Source organism: Catellatospora sp. TT07R-123 (assembly GCF_018327705.1).
In the GTDB taxonomy this organism is placed as follows: Bacteria; Actinomycetota; Actinomycetes; order Mycobacteriales; family Micromonosporaceae; genus Catellatospora.
The window spans coordinates 1864568-1881349 of sequence record NZ_BNEM01000002.1; the positions used below are offsets into that span (position 1 = coordinate 1864568).

The window sequence follows — 16782 nt, forward strand, 5'->3', positions numbered from 1 at the left end:
AGTCTCCGGGCGGTCCCATCTACTGTCAATGCAAGGCTTCGCGAACCGTCATCTTGATGAGCAATATGGACACCATTCAGCCCGGGTATTGACGACCGGCAACAACCGCGTAACACTCCTCGGCGTGGAGAGCGCTCTCCACCGCCGGCACCGCTCTTCTCCTCCGGGGCGGGCGGTGCCGGTGCACACCCGCTCCGTCCGAACCATCCGCACGCGGGCCGCCCTGCCCGGCGCGACCCGCGTGCGACCATCGACGGCGCACCGCGGCGCCCGCCCGGGGCACCGGCACCTCACCCGGTCTGGAGTCACCGTGGACCAAGGCCCGCCCACCGCGCCCGTCGACCTCGGCCCGAACACGTACGTGTTCGACCCGTCCATGCCGGCCGAGCGGATCCAGGCCGTGCTCGACGAGGTGTTCGCCCGGCAGGAGACCGCCCAGTTCGGACCCGGCCGGGTCGCGCTGCTGTTCAAACCGGGCCGGTACGCCGTAGACGCCAACATCGGGTTCTTCACCTCCATCGCCGGGCTCGTCCTGTCCCCCGACGACACCGTCATCGACGGGCGGGTGCGGGTCGAGGCGGACTGGTTCGACGGTAACGCCACCCACAACTTCTGGCGCGGCGCCGAGAACCTCGCCGTGCAGCCGCCCGACGGCTGGGACCGCTGGGCGGTGTCCCAGGCCGCGCCGTACCGGCGGATGCACCTGCGCGGCAGCGTGCGGCTGTGGGACGGCAGGGACGGCTGGGCCAGTGGCGGCTTCTTCGCCGACACCGTGATCGACGGCGAGGTGCTGTCCGGCACCCAGCAGCAGTGGCTCTCGCGCAACTGCGAGTTCGGGCAGTGGACCGGGGCCAACTGGAACATGGTCTTCGTCGGCGTGCACGGCGCCCCGGCGCCGGGGTTCCCCGACCCCGCCCACACCGTCATCGAGCGCACTCCGGTCGTCCGGGAGAAGCCGTTCCTGTACGTGGACGCCGACGGCGCGTTCGCGGTGCTCGTGCCCGACCCACGCACCGACAGCACCGGTACGAGCTGGGCACACGGCCCGACCCCGGGCCGGTCGCTGCCGCTGGCCGACTTCTACGTCGCCACCCCCGGCACCACCGCCGCCGACCTGAACGCTGCCCTGGCGCAGGGCCGCCACCTGCTGCTCACCCCCGGCGTGTACGAGATCGACACCACCGTCGAGGTCACCCGGCCCGGCACCGTCGTGCTCGGCATCGGCCTGCCGACGCTGGTGCCCGTCGGTGGCGCCGTCCCGCTGCGGCTGGCCGACGCCGACGGGATCATCGTGGCCGGAGTCATGTTCGACGCCGGGCCCGAGCAGTCCCCGCTGCTCATGGAGGTCGGACCGCCCGGCAGCCGGCGCAGCCACGCCGCCGATCCGATCTCGCTGCACGACGTGTTCTTCCGCATCGGCGGCACCGGCCCCGGCCGCGCCGAGACCAGCCTCGCGATCAACAGCAGCGACGTCATCTGCGACCACACCTGGATCTGGCGCGCCGACCACGGCGACGGCTGCGGCTGGGACGTCAACCCGGCCGCCACCGGCCTGGTCGTCGACGGCGCCGACGTCACCTGCTACGGGCTGTTCGTCGAGCATTTCCAGGCCACCGAGGTGCTGTGGCGCGGCGAGCGCGGGCGCACCTACTTCTTCCAGAACGAGAAGCCGTACGACCCACCGCACCAGCAGGCCTGGCTCGACGGCGACGTGCGCGGCTTCCCGGCGTACCGGGTGGCCGACGGGGTCGCCGAGCACGAGGCATGGGGCCTGGGCAGTTATTGCTTCTTCCAGGCCGATCCGGGTGTGGTCAACGAGCGGTCGTTCCAGGTGCCCGAGGTGCCCGGGGTGCGGCTGCGGCACGTCGTCATCGTGTCCCTGGGCGGCGTCGGGACCATCGCCAACGCCGTCAACGACCGGGGCGGCCCAGCGGACAGGGACACGTGGGTGCGGCACCTGGTGGCGTGAGCGGCGGCACGCTGGCCATACCACCGGCGCTCTGATCTGATCTCGTGATGGACCTCCAGGGACTCCGCGTCGCCGTCACCGGCGCCGGACGTGACACCGGACGCCGCCTCGCCCTGGCCTTCGCCGAGCGCGGGGCCCACGTGTACGCCGCCGCGCGCCGCCAGGCCGACGCCGCCCGCACCGCCGAGCTGATCGCGCTGGCGGGCGGCAGTGCCGAGGCGTTCGGCTGCGACCTCGCCCGGCCCGACGACGTACGCGCCCTCGCCGCCGCGCTGGCCGAGCGGACCGGCCGGCTCGACGTGCTCGTCCACAACGGGGCCGCGTACCTGGACGGGCCTGACCTGCTCGACGCCGCCGACGACGCCATCGAGAACACCATCGCCGGGGCGGGCACCGGCACGGTGCTGCTCACCAAGCACCTGCTGCCGCTGCTGCGCGCCTCGGACCGGGCCGACGTCGTCACGCTGGTGTCCGGCTGCGGCGAGACCGGCAACCACCGCTCCCAGGCGCACCCGGCGTTCTACGCCGCCAAGCACGCCCAGGCCGGGCTGGCCGACATCCTGTCGCACCGGCTGCGGCCCGAGGGCATCCGCGTGATCGCGCTGTACCCGCCGGACTTCGTGCAGGACGGGCCGCGCACCGCCGACCACGACCTGACCGCGCAGTCGGTCGTGGACTGCGTGCTGTTCGCGGTCGGCCAGCCCCGCGACTGCTTCATCCGCGAGTTCCGCTTCGAACAGCTCGCGGCCTGATGATCGCGAGTTGCGGTCGCGTGGTGGCCTCGGCGGTCAGGATGTGACCGCTGACGGCGATCAGCGCCCGGCCGGCTCCAGGACCGGTTCGGCGGCGGCGGCGGTCGGCGGGGCGGGGGCAGGGGCGGGGGCCGTGCGGGCCGCTTCCAGGATGGCGCGGATCTCGCGGAGCTGGTGCTTGATCTCTTCCTGCTCCTCGTGCACGAACGCGTCGTTGTTCACGATCAGCTTGCTGGCGAAGTGCGCCGTGATCAGCGGGATCACGAACAGGACCATGATGGAGATCAGCAGCCCCGCCAGGATGCGGCCGGCGGTGGTGGTCGGGTACGTGTCGCCGTAGCCGACCGTCGAGGCGGTCACCACGGCCCACCACAGCGCGTCGCCGAGCGACTTGCCGCGCTCGAAGATGCGGTACAGGCCGCCCGAGACGACGATCAGGATCAGGTAGCTGACCAGCAGTGCCTGGGGCGAGTTGGTCAGCCGTCGCAGCAGATACACGACGGAGATTCTGGCAACCGCGCCCGCCCGGGTACACCCGCCCATCCGGACAGATACACGTCACACCTCGGGCCGCCCCGCGCCCCGAAGTGGTTGCAGTTTCCGGGAAAGTGCTCGAATCCCGGCCGGCTTTCCAGCAGTTCCCCGAAACTGCCCGAACCCCCTGCGCGCGGTCGGCGTGATCGGTCAGTGTCGATGTGCTGGAGTGCGGTCCGCGGTGGGAGGGCATGGGAAAAGTCGGCCCGGCGTATTAGAATGTGTGTTCGAATCAAGGCCGCTGACCTGCGAATGGAGCCGCCATGACCACCCATGCCGCTGCCCTGGATACATCGACCGACACCCGCGCCGCGCTGCCCTACGCGACGCTGCTCGCGTTCACCCGCTACGTCGACCGGACCGGACCGGCCAAGGCCGTGTTCGTCGGGAAGCTGCGCCGCCAGCGCGAGACCGGCGGCGGGTTCAACCCGCACAGCCAGCTGGTCAAGGCCCTGAAGAACGACATCGAGTTCGGCATGGACGGCACCCATCTGGCGGCGGTGCGCAAGGCGGTCAACCCCCGCTGGAGCAGGCTCTACGACGCGCTGACCGCGGGCGCGACGCGCTACCTGCGGTCGCTGGGCGAGCCGCACACCGCCCACCTGACCCAGGTCAACGACGCGCTGGCGGTCATCGCCGACCTGCCCGTGCGGGTGAGCGCCCACTTCGGACTGCGCTACGACGACGGCCGAGTCGAGGCGGTCCGGCTGCACTTCGACGAGGAGCCGCCGACCACCGAGCTGGTCACGGCCACGCTGCACCTGATGCGGGCCAACATGGACCAGATCCTTCCGCACGGCACGCCGGTGCTGGTCGACGTGCGGCGCGGGGTGACCCACCGGGTCGAGCCGGGCCGGGTCGGCGAGATCTCCCGCTGGCTGTTCGGCGAGGCCGCCGGGTTCGCGGCGATGTGGAAGACGCCGGCCGTCACGCAGTGACCGCCCCGCGGCAGCCTTGACCGCAGACACCGAGTGCCCTGAGCCGCAGCCGCCGCGGCCGGGGCACTCGGCATTCCGGTGCGTCCGGCGGGCAGGGTGGTGGTCGGCGCGGGTCACACCACATGTGGTGTGACCACAACTCATGTGGTGTGACCCGCAGTCCGGTGTGGCCGGAGCCGGGCTTCTGGGCGGACGTGGGCGGCTCAGCGGATGTTGGAGGTGTGGCCGAGGCTGTAGCGGCCGGGCTGGGGCCATACCGCCAGGCCGTGCGGGCCGTCGCCGACCGGGATGCGGGCCAGCAGCTTGCCGGTCTCGGTGCTGAGCGCGTACACCTCGCCGTGGTAGCGGCCGGCCAGCCACAGGGTCCTGCCGTCGGCCGAGACGCCGCCCATGTCGGGGCTGCCGCCGCCGGGGATCTGCCAGGTGGTGCGCGGCTTCATCGTCGCCAGGTCCAGCACGGTGACGGTGCCCTCGCCCCGGTTGGAGACGTACGCGACCGAGCCGTCGCGGCTGAAGTAGATGCCGTGCGCGCCGTCGCCGGTCTTGACGAAGCCGGTCCGCCTGGTGGCCGTGCCGTCGAAGATGTGGACGCCGCCCGCATGCATGTCGGCGACGAGGAACGCGGTGCCGTCCGGGACCAGCCGGGTGTCCTGCGGCATGGTGTGCTCGGGCGGGCCGAGGTCGAACAGGCGCAGCTGCCGGCCGGTGACGGCGTCGAGTGCCAGCATCCGCCCGGCGAACTCGCAGCTGAACAGCATGACCCTGCCGTCGCGGGTGTAGTCCATGTGGTTGATGCCGGCGCACTTGGGATAGCGCAGCGACTTCACCGGGGTCCAGCCCGGCAGGGCGTAGTAGTCCAAGCGCCGGTACTCCTCGGCGACGACGATGGCCTGCCTGCCGTCGGGGGTGAAGTACAGGTTGTAGACGTCCTGGATGGGGAGCATGGTGCCGGGCTTGCCGGTGCGCGGGTCGACGGGCAGGATCGAGCCGCCCGGGACCCGGCTCCCGGTGACGTACAGGGTGCGCAGGTCGTACGACGGCACGACGTGCTGCGGCTCGGCCCCGCCCGGATACGTCGCGATCACGCGGTAGGTCTTCGGGTCGATGACGAACAGCTGGTCGTCGATGGTGGTGGGCACGTAGACCAGCTCGCGGTCCTTGGCCACCTCGGGCAGCAGCATGCCGGGCCCCGCGGCGGCGTACACGTCGCCGGTCGGCGGGTACTGCGGCATCCCCGGATACAGCGCCGCCTCGGCGTGCGGAGCGGACGGCTCCTCGGCTCGGGCCGCCGAGGTCGCCGGTGCCGACGGCCGTGCCGCGCACCCGGCCACGAGCGCCCAGCACACCGCGAGCGAGACCATACCCGCCCTGATCATGAAAGAAGTTTACAAAAGGGATCAACGCCGCCGCCGGGAATCGGTCGAACGGCGGGCACGGCTGAGCGGCCGCGGTCGAGTGCCCGACCACGGCCGCCCGGCCCGGCAGGGTCAGCCCTTGACCGCGCCCTGCATGATGCCGCCGATGATCTGGCGTCCCAGCACGACGAACACCACCAGCAGCGGGACGGTCGCGATGAAGGCGCCCGTCAGCGTCAGGGAGAAGTCCGCCACGTACCCGCTGGCCAGGGTCGACAGTGCGGTCTGCACCGTCGGGTCCTCGGGGGTGAGCACGACCAGGGGCCAGAAGAAGTCGTTCCAGGCCGTCATGAAGGTCAGCATGCCCAGCACCGCGGCGGCGGGCTTCGCCGCCGGGAGCACCACGTGCCAGAAGATCCGGATGGTGGTGCAGCCGTCGGCGCGCGCCGCCTCCAGCAGCTCGGTCGGAACCGCTTCCGACAGGTACTGCGTCATGAAGAACACGCCGAACGCGTTGACCATCGCGGGCACGATGACCGCGTAGATCTGGCCCGTCCACTCGATCTTCGCCATCAGCATGTACAGCGGGATGACACCCAGCTGGTTCGGGATCATCATCGTGGCGATGATGATGAGCAGCATCGCGTTGCGGCCCTTGAAGGTCAGCTTGGCGAACGCGAACCCGGCCAGGGTCGAGAACAGCACCACGCTGATCGTGATCGCACCGGAGACCATGAACGAGTTGGCCAGCGCCTTGAAGAACGGGACCGTGCCGAACGCCCGCTCGACGTTGGCCCACAGGTTGCCGCCGAGGCCGAGCGGCGGCGGAACCTGGCCGAGGACGCCGTTGTCGTGCGAACCGACCACCAGCATCCAGTACAGCGGGAACGCCGCGAAGAAGGCCAGGGCCAGCAGCGACAGGTAGGTGAGCTTGCCGGGGCGGCGTTCGGCGTTGAACACCCGGCGGCGGCGCGGCGCCTCGGGCGCCCGGACCGCGGCCGGCTCGGTCGAGTGGCGGCTCAGGGTCGTGGTCATCGCGAACTCCGCACACGGCTGGTCAGCAGGTAGTTGATCGCGGCGACGATGACGATGATGAAGAACATCACCCAGGCCGCGGTCGAGGCGTAGCCGAAGTCGAAACGGGAGAAGCCGACCTCGTACAGGTACAGCGACAGCGTCTGGAACTGCCGGTCCGAACCGCCGGTCACCGACGCCCCGCCGAACAGCAGCGGTTCGGCCAGGACCTGCATGCCGCCGATCGTGGAGATGATGACCGTGAAGATGATCGTCGGGCGGATCGCCGGGACCGTGATCCGGGTGAGCTGCTGGAAGCTGCTCGCACCGTCCAGCGACGCCGCGTCGTAGAGGTCCTTCGACACCGCCTGCATCGCGGCCAGGTAGATCAGGGCGTTGTAGCCCGTCCACCGCCAGATGATCATGACCGAGATCGCGATCTGCGACGACGCCGTGCCGGCCTGCCAATCGATGCGGCCGAGGCCGAGCGAGTCCAGCAGCCAGTTGATCAGGCCGTAGTCCTTGCCGAAGATCTGGCCGAAGATGATGGCGACGGCCGCGACGGACGTGATGTTGGGCAGCAGCGCGGACATGCGCCAGAACGTGGGCGCCCGCAGGCGCTGGTTGAGCACGTGCGCCAGCACGAGGGCCATGATCAGCTGGGGAACGGTGGACATCACCCAGATCTGGGCGGTGTTGCGCAGCGCGTTCCAGAAGTACTCGTCGGCGAACAGGTCCTTGTAGTTCTGGATGCCCACGAACGGGTGCGTATCCGCGAGCAGGCTCCAGTCGTGCAGCGACACCCACGCCGTGTAGATGAGCGGGAACACCCCGAACGCGGCGAACAGCACGAAGAACGGCAGCACGTACAGGTAGGGCGATGCCTTGAGGTCAAGGCGGTAGAACGCGTTTCTCATGGTCGAGCGGTCCCTTCGACTACCGGGAATGTGGCCGGGGCCCGGCCGCCGCGTCCTCGCGGCGGCCGGGCCCCGGCCGTGGTTCACAGGAGAGCCTTGACGTCCTTGACAGCCTGGGTCCAGGCCTCGTCCGGCTTCTGCTTGCCCTGCTCGACCCGGGTCAGGCCGTTCTGGATCGCGGTGTTGATGTCACCGGACTTCGGGCCCATGTACTGCGGCACCATGGTGCTGACAGACTTCGAGAAGATCTGGCCGACCGGCGCGTTGTTGAAGAACGGGTTCTTGAAGTCCTTGATCACCGGCTGCTCGTACAGCGACACCGTCGACGGGAAGTTGCCCAGGGCCCGGAACACCTTCGCCTGCTGCTCCGGCGCCACCAGCCACTTGGCCAGCTTCGACGCCTCAGCAACGTTCTTGCCCTGCTTGGGCAGCGTCAGGAACGAACCACCCCAGTTACCGCCACCACCGGGGATACCGGCGATGTCCCACTTACCCGAGGAGTCCTTGGCCTGCGACTGGATGTAGGCCATCATCCACGACGGGCAGGCGAGCGTGACGAACGAACCGTTGGCCATACCCGCGTTCCAGTCCGCCGACCAGGCGGCGATCTTCGCCGACAGGCCCTTGTTGATCGCGTCGATCGTCAGGTCCCAGGCCTTCTTCACACCGGGGTTGGTCTCCACGACGACGTTGGCGCCGTCGTAGATGCCGACCGGCTGCTGGCCGAGGACGGAGCGGTACATGACCGTCGGGCCGTCCATCCACGAGGAGCCCTTGACGTTGGCGGCCTTGAAGCGCTCGCCGGCCTTGATGTAGTCCTCCCACGTCGGCCACAGCTTGGTGACCTCTTCGCGGTCGGTCGGCAGGCCGGCCTTCTCGAAGATGTCGCGGCGGTAGCACATCGCCATGCCGCCGACGTCGGTGCCCAGGCCGATGACCTCACCGGAGGCGGCCGAACCCTGCTGCCACTTCCACGCCGGCCACTGCGCCTTGATCTCCGCCGCGCCGTAGTCGGCCCAGTTGTAGAACTTGCCGGGGTTCGCGGTGAACTGGCCCGCCCAGCCCTCCTCGATCGCCTCGATGTCAGCCGCACCCGTGTTCGTCGCCAGGTGAGCCGCCAGGTTCTTGTGGTGGTCCTCAGCCTTCGTGATCCGCTCAGTGATCTCGACGTTCGGGTTGAGCTGCATGTACTCCTTGTACAGATCCTTGTAACCGAACTCGCCGAACGTGGCGATGGTCAGCTTGACCTTGCCACCCGGCTTCGCCGGGTCGTCGCTACCGCCGCAAGCGGCGGTGGTCAGCGCGAGCGCGGCCGCGAGCAGCGGCGCCGCGACGGCGGTCAACCGCCGGCGGGAAAACGCGGAATGCATGGAGTGTCCTCCAGACAGGAAGGTTTAGGGGGTGTTTCAAGCAGTTGCGCGGAGGTGGTGCGGTAGTGCGATTGGAGAGCGCTCTCCCACAGAGGAGCATGTTCTCCTGCCCCGCCCGTGTCAAGGGGCCATTACCGTTCCGTTACGCGCCTCGGGCGCGCACGCCGAAAAGACCTGGAACGACCAGGCCTTAGGCTGTTTCGTCGATGCTCAGGCGGACTGGCGGACCACGAGTTCGGGCTCGAAAATCACCGACGTGGTGCGGTGCCCGCGCTGGTCGATCCGGGCCAGCAGCAGCCGCGCCATCTCGGCCGCCATGTCCTCGACCGGCTGGCGCACGGTCGTCAGCGGCGGCCTGCCCGTGGTCGCGGCACTGGAGTCATCGAAGCCGATCACCGCAACGTCCTCGGGAACACGTCTCCCATGATCGCGAAGGACCATCAGCGCGCCCTGGGCCATCACGTCGCTGGCCACGAAGATGCCGTCGACCTCGGGATACTCCCGCAGCAGCTGTTCCACGGCCTGCTCGGCGCCATCCTGGGTGAAGCCCCCGTCGTAGGACGGGACGTAGGCGAAGCCGTGCTTGGCCATCGCCTCCCGGAAACCGTTGAGGCGGTCCGCACCGGCGGGCATGTCCACCGAGCCGGAGATCGTCGCCACGTGCTGGCAACCGCGCGAGGCCAGGTGGTCGGCGGCCTGCCGGGTGCCGTTGTACGTCGCCACGTCGACATAGCTGATCGGCATGGGCGAGGCGGGGCGGCCGTACAGCACCGCGGGCACCGCGGCCTCGGCCAGCAGCCCCGGCAGCGGGTCGTGCGGGTGCAGCGAGATGACCACGACCCCGTCGACCTGGCCCTGGCGCACGTCGGCGACGATCTTCTGGCAGGCGTCCTCGTCCCCGGCCAAAGTCAGCGCCAGGTGCACCCCGACCGGGCGCAGCACGCTGAGCACGCCGCCCACCACGCGGCCGAAGAACGGGTCGGAGAAGAACCGGCCCATGAACGGGTCGTCCGCGGTGCGGCTCTCCGCCTCGGAGACCACCAGCGCGATGGCACCGGTGCGGCCGGTGACCAGCGAGCGGGCCGCCCGGTTGGGCACGTAGCCGGTGGCGGTGACCGCGTCCCAGACCGTCTTGTGCAGCGCCGGATCCACGTTGCGGATGTTGTTGATCACGCGGGAGACGGTCGCCCGGGACACGCCCGCGACCTGCGCGACGTCCTCTAGGGTGGGCAGCCGCGGCGCTGGGGGTCGGTCACTGCTCATGAGCGAATTTATAGCACAGGCGGAGAGCGCTCTCCCTCCCCCACCTGCGCAGAATGGTGCGGCGGGGGCCCTCGCGGACCGCCCGCCGCACTCTACGCCGACCAGGTCAGCCCTGGTAGACCCCGAACTCCCACAGCGAGTAGCCGTAGGCGGTGTTGCGCGTGAGACCGTTCATCCGTACGTACCGGCCGCTGGCATTGACCGGGATCACGTCGAACCCGCCGTTGCCGTTGGTGGTCGAGTAGACCGTCGTCCAGTTCGTGCCGTCGTTGGAGACCTGGACCTGGTACGACTTGGCCGAGGCCGTCTCCCACGCCAGCAGCACGTTGTTGAACGACTTCACCGAGCCCAGGTCGCACTGGAGCCACGCCGTGTCCACCCACTCGCTCGCCCAGCGGGTGCCGTAGTTGTTGTCGGTGGCGTACGACGGCAGCTGCGGGCCGTTGGTGCCGGTCGGCTGGTAGGTCGACGCGGTGCACGGCTTGTTCAGCGCGATATTGGTGCCCGGCACCGTCGGCGGCACGACCTTGAACGACTTCTGCTCGATGCCGACGTTGCCGTAGCCGTCGAAGGCGTACACGTACACCTTCCACACGCCCAGCTGCTCCGGCGCGGTCACCTGGAACTCGTTGCTGCCGAGCTGGGTGAACCGGACGTTGGAGAAGCCGGTGTTGCCGTTGATGTGCTTGTTGCTGAACATCAGGTTGTACCGGATCGCGTCACCGTTGGGGTCCGACGCCCCGGCGTACACGGTGAACGTGCCGCCCGCGGGCACCGTGGTCTGGTTCGACAGCGTCAGGCTGGAGAACTCCGGCGGGGTGTTGGCGTAGGCCGTGCCGGAGTACGCCTGCTTGAGCGCGTGGTAGCCGAGCCGGCGCCAGCCGCCGGTCAGCGTGTTGAGCCAGACGCCGCCGAAATCGTTCTCCAGGCCGTAGTGGAACTCGGTGGCCCCGAGCGCCACGCCTGGGTGGCTGAGGATGGCGTTCCAGCTGGCCGTGTAACCGGCCTTCTTCTGCACGTCGGTGGGCTCGGTCGGCACCCCGTTGAGGTCGTTGGGCACCTCCCACTCGCCGTCGGGGCCGCCCTCGGTCACCACGTACGGCTTGTTGTAGCCGCCGTTGATCCAGGCCTGCTTCACTCCGCCGATGGCGCCGTAGGAGTTGATCGCCCACAGGTCCAGGTTCGGAGCGTTGTTCTTGTAGTACGGCCAGGCGCCCACCCAGGCGTCGGTCGAGGTGACCGGGTGGTTCGGATCGGCGGCGTGGATCGCGATCGCGACCTCGTTGACGAAGGCCGCGTACGCGTTGCGCCGCGCCTCGACCTCGGCGGCCGGCAGGCCGTGGTCCTGCATCGTGAGCAGCACCTCGTTGCCGACGTCCCACATCAGCACGCCCTGGCGGTTCTTGAGCGTGTTGACCCGGGCCACGATCTCGGCCTTCACCGAGGTCTTGTACGCGGTGTCGTTGACGTAGTCGGCGCCCTGGTTGAGCCAGTGGCCGACGATCACCTTGATGCCCTGGCGGGCGGCGGTGTCCAGCAGCACCGGGGTCTGCGTGTCGTCCACGCCCCAGGTGCGGATGGTGTTGACGCCCATGTTCTTCAGGTCGCGCATGTAGCCGTCGGCAGCACCCTGCGGCGGACCGTAGGTCAGGCCCTTCACCAGGTACGCCGCGCCGTTGACCTGGAGCTGCCAGTTGCCCTGGGTGCCGGTGACCTTGACGACGCTCGGACCGGCCGGGACGGCCGGGTCGGTCATCGCCGGGGCGGTGGCGCCCACCTGCCGCGACACGGTCACCTTGTCCACGGCGAGGACGCCGCCGGAGCTGGTGTCCGGGGTCGGCACGGTCTCGCCCGCGATCGCGTTCGGGTAGAGGCCGCCGATGGCCAGGTCGAGCCGCAGGTAGAAGCCGTGGTGCACGGCCGCGTCCCAGGCGGCGACGCCGACCTGGCTCTCGCGCACGACGTAGGTCTGCACCCCGTCGAGGTAGAAGCGGATCTCCTCGTCGGTCTTGGTGCGGTCGATGACCTGCGCGTACTCGTGGAACGCGGTCTGGCAGCCCATGCAGCTGGCCAGGCCCGAGGTGCGGCCGTTGTACTCACCGCAGGGCCCGTCCGGGGCGGTGCCGCAGTGCAGCGTGTTCGACAGCTGGCTGCGCCCGTTGACGCCGCTCATGATGTCGGTCTCGCCGACGCCGGGCCAGTTGTTGTAGTTGCCCCGGTACGCCGCGCCGGTGGACCGGAACGCGGGCCAGTAGCCCAGGCCGTTGGCCGGGTTGGGCTGCTGGATCACCGCGGAGAAGCGGGTCAGCTCGCCCGCGGCCGGGGTGAAGTCGGTGCGCTGGGTCTCCAGCCGGCCCGAGGTCCAGTTGCCCGCGCCGTCGCGGATCGCCTTGATGTTGAGCTTGCCGTCACCGGACAGGTAGACGTTGGCGGTCGACGCGCTGGCGGTCTCGATCTCGCTGGTGCCCCAGTTCGCCGCACCGCCCGGGTACTGCGTACCGGTGCGCAGCAGCCAGTTGGCCGCGCTCGGCGAGGTGTTGGCCGCACCGTCGAAGCTGTCCTCCCACACCGTCGTCCAGTTGCCGGACGGGCTGGGCGAGGTGCTCGGCGAGGTGCTCGGCGACGCGCTCGGGCTCGGCGGGGTGCCGCCCGCGAAGACGCGCATCTCCCACAGCGAGTAGCCGTAGCCGCCGACGCGGGCGGTGCCGTTCATGCGCACGTAGCGGCCGGTGCCGTTGACGGTCAGGCTCTGCGTGCCGCCGGTGCCGGCGGTCGTGGAGTAGACCGACGTCCAGTTGCTGCCGTCGGGCGAGGTCTGGATCTGGAACGCGGTCGCGTACGCCGCCTCCCACACCAGCTCGACCTTGCAGATCGCGTACGACTGCCCGAGGTCCACCCGCAGCCACTGCGGGTCGGCGAACAGGCTGCCCCAGCGGGTGGCGGTGTTGCCGTCGAACGCCTCAGCGGGCGTGCCGACCTCGACCGAGGACGCGGTGGCGGTCTTGCCCTGGGCCACGTTCGTGGTGCCGCAGGCACCGGCCGACGGCGACGGGTTGGTCCCGCCGATGCTGCCGATGACCTTGAACTCGTACAGCGAGTAGCCGTAGCCGCTGTTGCGGGCGGTGCCGTACATGCGCACGTAGCGGCCCGAGCCCGTGACGTTCAGGGTCTGGGTGCCGCCGGTGCCGGTGGTGGTGTTGTAGATCGAGGTCCAGTTGGTGGCGTCGTTGGACGTCTGGATCTGGAACGCGGTCCCGTAGGCGCCTTCCCACTGGAGCACGACCTGGCTGATGGTGGCGTTGCCCTGCAGGTCGACCTGCAGCCACTGCGGGTCGCTCCACTGGCTGCCCCAGCGGGTGCCGGCGTTGCCGTCGACCGCGTTGGCCGCGGTCAGGTCGGCGCCCTGGACGGAGGAGGCCGTGGCGGGCTTGCCCTGCGAGATGAGGGTGTCGGCCGCGTTGGCCGTGGCGAAGGGGACGATCAGGACCAGGGACGAGACGATGGTGGAGATCGCGACGGGGATCGCGATCCGCCACCGGCGGGGCAGTCGCCTCGCGCCCGGGCTGGTGAGGGCGGGTGTCATGGAGCTCCTACCTGTTCATCGGGGCGTTCGGAGGAGTCGGTTTCCGGGCCCGTTCGGGCCACGATGGAGAGCGCTCTCCGAGTGTTACGCCCAAATTTCCTCAGTGTCAAGACGGCGACGATCATCGGTGCCGACTCGCCCGGATCAATCCGTTTTGACCGATGGATTTGGCAAGACCGTTACGAGAAGAGCCGTTGGGCTCTTGACATCCGAGCCGTCCAACCGGGAGCCTTGGCCAAGTGGGAGAGCGCTCTCCATTGCGTTTCCCGCATCGCTGCCCGGCACATCGAGAGGTAATCCATGCCCACGCAGACCGAGGAACCCGCCGCCGCCACGCGGCAGACGCTGCAGTTCCCCCAGAACTTCTGGTGGGGCGCGGCGACGGCGGCGTACCAGATCGAAGGCGCCGTGGCGGAGGACGGCCGCACCGCGTCGATCTGGGACACCTTCTGCGCCACGCCCGGCCGCGTCGCCGACGGGCACACCGGCGCCGTCGCCGCCGACCACTACCACCGCTACCGCGACGATGTGGCGCTGATGCGCGAGATCGGACTGTCGGCGTACCGGTTCAGCATCTCCTGGCCGCGGATCAAGCCTGGCGGCGGACCGGCCGTCAACGCGGCCGGCGTCGCGTTCTACGACCGGCTCGTCGACGAGCTGCTCGACGCGGGCATCCGCCCCACCGCCACCCTCTACCACTGGGACCTGCCCCAGGAGCTGGAGGACCGCGGCGGCTGGCTCGACCGCGACACCGCCTACCGCTTCGCCGAGTACGCCGCGGTCATGGCCGAGAAGCTCGGCGACCGGGTCAAGCTGTGGTGCACCCTCAACGAGCCCTGGTGCTCGGCGTTCCTCGGGTACGGCTCCGGGCACCACGCTCCGGCCCGTACCAGCGCTGATGGTGGCCTGAAAGCCACCCACCACCTGCTGCTCGCCCACGGCCTGGCCACCCGCGCCCTGCGCGCCGCGGTGCCCGGCGCCCAGGTCTCCATCGCGCTCAACCAGGGCGCGGTCCGGCCGCTGACCGGCGCCGACGGCGACCTCGCCGCCGCGCGCCGCATCGACGGCCTGCTCAACCGGATCTTCCTGGACCCGATCACCACCGGGCAGTACCCGGCCGACGTCGTCGCCGACACCGCAGCGGTCAGCGACTGGTCGTTCGTGCACGACGGCGACCTGGCGACCATCGCCGCCCCGATCGACGCCCTCGGCGTCAACTACTACGCCCCCGACCTGGTCAGCGCGGGCGTTCAGCCGCCGGACGAGAACTCGCCCTACCCGGCGACCACCGACATCGCGTTCCACCAGACCCCGGGGCCGCGCACCGAGATGGGCTGGACGGTCGACCCGACCGGCCTGCGCGACGTGCTGCTGCGCCTGCACCGCGACCACCCCGGCCTGCCGCTGTACGTCACCGAGAACGGCGCAGCCTACGTCGACGAGGTCGACGCCGACGGCCGGGTCCGCGACAGCGACCGCACCGAGTACCTGCGGCTGCACCTGTCCGCCGCGCACGAGGCGCTGGCGGCCGGAGTCGATCTGCGCGGCTACTTCGTCTGGTCGCTGCTGGACAACTTCGAATGGGCTTTCGGCTACGGCAAACGCTTCGGCATCGTCCGGGTCGACTACGACACGCAGCAGCGCATCCTCAAGGACAGCGCGCTGTGGTACCGCGAGGTCATTAGGGCTGGTGGCATCGCGGGCTGACTCCCCACCACCGCGGGGAGTCCCACGGGGCGGGTCGGGCGTCACCTCTCATGGCGCCGGGCCCGCCCCGATCTACGCTGCTCAGGTGACTGTCACCAACTGGGCCCGCAACGTCGTCTTCCAGGCCGGACAGGTGCGCCGGCCGTCGTCCGTGGACGAGCTGCGGGCGCTGGTCGCCGGATCCGACCGGGTCCGGGCACTGGGCACCGGGCACTCGTTCAACGAGCTCGCCGACACGACCGGCGAGCTGGTCAGCGTCGCCGGGCTGCCGCCCGTCGCCGAGATCGACCGAGAAGCCGCCACGGTACGGGTCTCGGCCGGCACCCGCTACGGCGAGCTGGCCACGATCCTGCACGCGGCCGGGTTCGGCCTGCGCAACCTCGGCTCGCTGCCGCACATCTCCGTCGGCGGGGCCTGCGCGACCGGCACCCACGGCTCCGGCCGCCGCAACGGCAACCTGGCCACCGCGGTCTCCGGCCTGGAGCTGGTCACCGGCACCGGCGACCAGCTGGCCCTGGACCCCGCCGACGACCGGTTCGCCGGGGCGGTGGTGCACCTGGGCGCGCTCGGAGTGGTCACCCACCTGACCCTGGACCTGGTGCCGACGTTCGAGGTGCGCCAGTTCGTGTACGACGGCCTGCCCGCCGCCGCCGTCGCGGACTGCTTCGACGAGGTGCTGGACGCGGCGTACAGCGTGAGCCTGTTCACCTCGTGGTCGGGGCGCGGGATCGACCAGGTGTGGGTCAAGAGCGCCGGGGACGGGTTCGCCGCCCCGGGCCGCTGGCACGGCGCGGTTGCGGCCGACGGCGCGCGCCATCCGATCGCGAGCATGTCTCCGGTCAACTGCACCGACCAGCAGGGGCTGGCCGGGCCGTGGCATGAGCGGCTGCCGCACTTCCGGCTCGACTTCACCCCGAGCAGCGGGGACGAGCTCCAGTCGGAGTTCTTCGTGCCGCGCGGGCGGGCGGTGGAGGCGTACGCGGCTCTGTCGTCGATCGCGCCGTTGATCGCGCCGGTGCTGCAGATCAGCGAGATCCGTACGGTGGCCGCCGACGAGCTGTGGCTGAGTCCGGCGTATGGCCGGGACAGTGTCGCCTTCCACTTCACCTGGATCGCGGACGCGGCCGCTGTCGCCCCGGTCCTGGCCGCGGTCGAGGCGGCCCTCTCCCCCTTCTCCCCCCGCCCCCACTGGGGCAAGGTCTTCACCCTCGACCCGGCCCAGGTTCGCGCGTCCTACCCGCGCCTACCCGACTTCCTGGCCCTGCGCACCGCCCTCGACCCCCACGGCCGCTTCCGCAACTCCTTCACCGACCGCTACCTTCTCTGACCGCAGCGACCCGCCGGGCTGCCCGGCTGCCCCGCTGCCCCGCTGCCCGGCCG

12 protein-coding genes are annotated in these 16782 nt (G+C 70.3%); 5 read left to right on the forward strand and 7 right to left on the reverse strand.

The window, feature by feature from the left end:
* Nucleotides 1–310: 310 nt before the first annotated feature.
* Nucleotides 311–1969: a coagulation factor 5/8 type domain-containing protein gene (locus Cs7R123_RS28305; RefSeq protein ID WP_212830878.1), complete on the forward strand. Its 1659-nt coding sequence runs from the start codon at nt 311–313 to the stop codon at nt 1967–1969.
* 47 nt (nt 1970–2016) lie between these two features.
* Complete coding sequence (locus Cs7R123_RS28310; protein ID WP_212830879.1) at nt 2017–2721, forward strand: SDR family oxidoreductase; 705 nt, start codon at nt 2017–2019, stop codon at nt 2719–2721.
* A gap of 60 nt (nt 2722–2781) precedes the next feature.
* On the opposite strand, the gene Cs7R123_RS28315 is transcribed toward Cs7R123_RS28310, so the two are convergent.
* Nucleotides 2782–3219, reverse strand: a complete 438-nt coding sequence (locus tag Cs7R123_RS28315; RefSeq protein ID WP_244872197.1) for a potassium channel family protein — start codon at nt 3217–3219, stop codon at nt 2782–2784.
* Nucleotides 3220–3518: 299 nt separating this feature from the next.
* Here Cs7R123_RS28315 and Cs7R123_RS28320 point away from each other — a divergent pair, with 299 nt between their 5' ends.
* The gene (locus Cs7R123_RS28320; RefSeq protein ID WP_212830881.1) at nt 3519–4193 is read left to right on the forward strand and encodes a hypothetical protein; all 675 of its coding nucleotides are present in this window, start codon (nt 3519–3521) and stop codon (nt 4191–4193) included.
* A 203-nt stretch (nt 4194–4396) separates the two neighbouring features.
* Here Cs7R123_RS28320 and Cs7R123_RS28325 read toward each other — a convergent pair whose 3' ends face one another.
* From Cs7R123_RS28325 to Cs7R123_RS28350, 6 genes are all read right to left on the reverse strand, one after another.
* A complete protein-coding gene (locus Cs7R123_RS28325; RefSeq protein ID WP_244872198.1) occupies nt 4397–5569 on the reverse strand; it encodes a YncE family protein in 1173 nt (390 codons plus the stop codon).
* Between the two features lie 111 nt (nt 5570–5680).
* Nucleotides 5681–6583 (reverse strand): carbohydrate ABC transporter permease, encoded by a 903-nt coding sequence (locus Cs7R123_RS28330; protein ID WP_212830882.1) that lies wholly within the window; start codon nt 6581–6583, stop codon nt 5681–5683.
* A complete protein-coding gene (locus Cs7R123_RS28335; RefSeq protein WP_212830884.1) occupies nt 6580–7479 on the reverse strand; it encodes a carbohydrate ABC transporter permease in 900 nt (299 codons plus the stop codon). Before Cs7R123_RS28335 ends, Cs7R123_RS28330 begins: the two co-directional genes overlap by 4 nt.
* 83 nt (nt 7480–7562) lie before the next feature.
* Nucleotides 7563–8849, reverse strand: a complete 1287-nt coding sequence (locus tag Cs7R123_RS28340; RefSeq protein ID WP_212830885.1) for an extracellular solute-binding protein — start codon at nt 8847–8849, stop codon at nt 7563–7565.
* A gap of 210 nt (nt 8850–9059) precedes the next feature.
* Nucleotides 9060–10112, reverse strand: a complete 1053-nt coding sequence (locus Cs7R123_RS28345; protein ID WP_212830886.1) for a LacI family DNA-binding transcriptional regulator — start codon at nt 10110–10112, stop codon at nt 9060–9062.
* A 106-nt stretch (nt 10113–10218) separates the two neighbouring features.
* The gene (locus Cs7R123_RS28350) at nt 10219–13695 is read right to left on the reverse strand and encodes a discoidin domain-containing protein (RefSeq protein ID WP_212830887.1); all 3477 of its coding nucleotides are present in this window, start codon (nt 13693–13695) and stop codon (nt 10219–10221) included.
* 300 nt (nt 13696–13995) lie between these two features.
* Here Cs7R123_RS28350 and Cs7R123_RS28355 point away from each other — a divergent pair, with 300 nt between their 5' ends.
* Together Cs7R123_RS28355 and Cs7R123_RS28360 are read left to right on the forward strand one after the other, a co-directional pair.
* The gene (locus Cs7R123_RS28355; protein WP_212830888.1) at nt 13996–15402 is read left to right on the forward strand and encodes a GH1 family beta-glucosidase; all 1407 of its coding nucleotides are present in this window, start codon (nt 13996–13998) and stop codon (nt 15400–15402) included.
* An 85-nt stretch (nt 15403–15487) separates the two neighbouring features.
* Nucleotides 15488–16729: an FAD-binding protein gene (locus Cs7R123_RS28360; RefSeq protein ID WP_212830889.1), complete on the forward strand. Its 1242-nt coding sequence runs from the start codon at nt 15488–15490 to the stop codon at nt 16727–16729.
* Nucleotides 16730–16782: the final 53 nt, after the last annotated feature.

Excerpts from the sequence above, each read along its gene's own strand:
- Cs7R123_RS28350 (WP_212830887.1), bottom strand. The coding sequence starts at position 13,695 with ATGACACCCGCCCTCACCAGCCCGGGCGCGAGGCGACTGCCCCGCCGG.
- Cs7R123_RS28320 (WP_212830881.1), top strand. The coding sequence starts at position 3,519 with ATGACCACCCATGCCGCTGCCCTGGATACATCGACCGACACCCGCGCC.
- Cs7R123_RS28330 (WP_212830882.1), bottom strand. The coding sequence starts at position 6,583 with ATGACCACGACCCTGAGCCGCCACTCGACCGAGCCGGCCGCGGTCCGG.
- Cs7R123_RS28335 (WP_212830884.1), bottom strand. The coding sequence starts at position 7,479 with ATGAGAAACGCGTTCTACCGCCTTGACCTCAAGGCATCGCCCTACCTG.
- Cs7R123_RS28345 (WP_212830886.1), bottom strand. The coding sequence starts at position 10,112 with ATGAGCAGTGACCGACCCCCAGCGCCGCGGCTGCCCACCCTAGAGGAC.
- Cs7R123_RS28325 (WP_244872198.1), bottom strand. The coding sequence starts at position 5,569 with ATGATCAGGGCGGGTATGGTCTCGCTCGCGGTGTGCTGGGCGCTCGTG.
- Cs7R123_RS28340 (WP_212830885.1), bottom strand. The coding sequence starts at position 8,849 with ATGCATTCCGCGTTTTCCCGCCGGCGGTTGACCGCCGTCGCGGCGCCG.
- Cs7R123_RS28310 (WP_212830879.1), top strand. The coding sequence starts at position 2,017 with ATGGACCTCCAGGGACTCCGCGTCGCCGTCACCGGCGCCGGACGTGAC.
- Cs7R123_RS28355 (WP_212830888.1), top strand. The coding sequence starts at position 13,996 with ATGCCCACGCAGACCGAGGAACCCGCCGCCGCCACGCGGCAGACGCTG.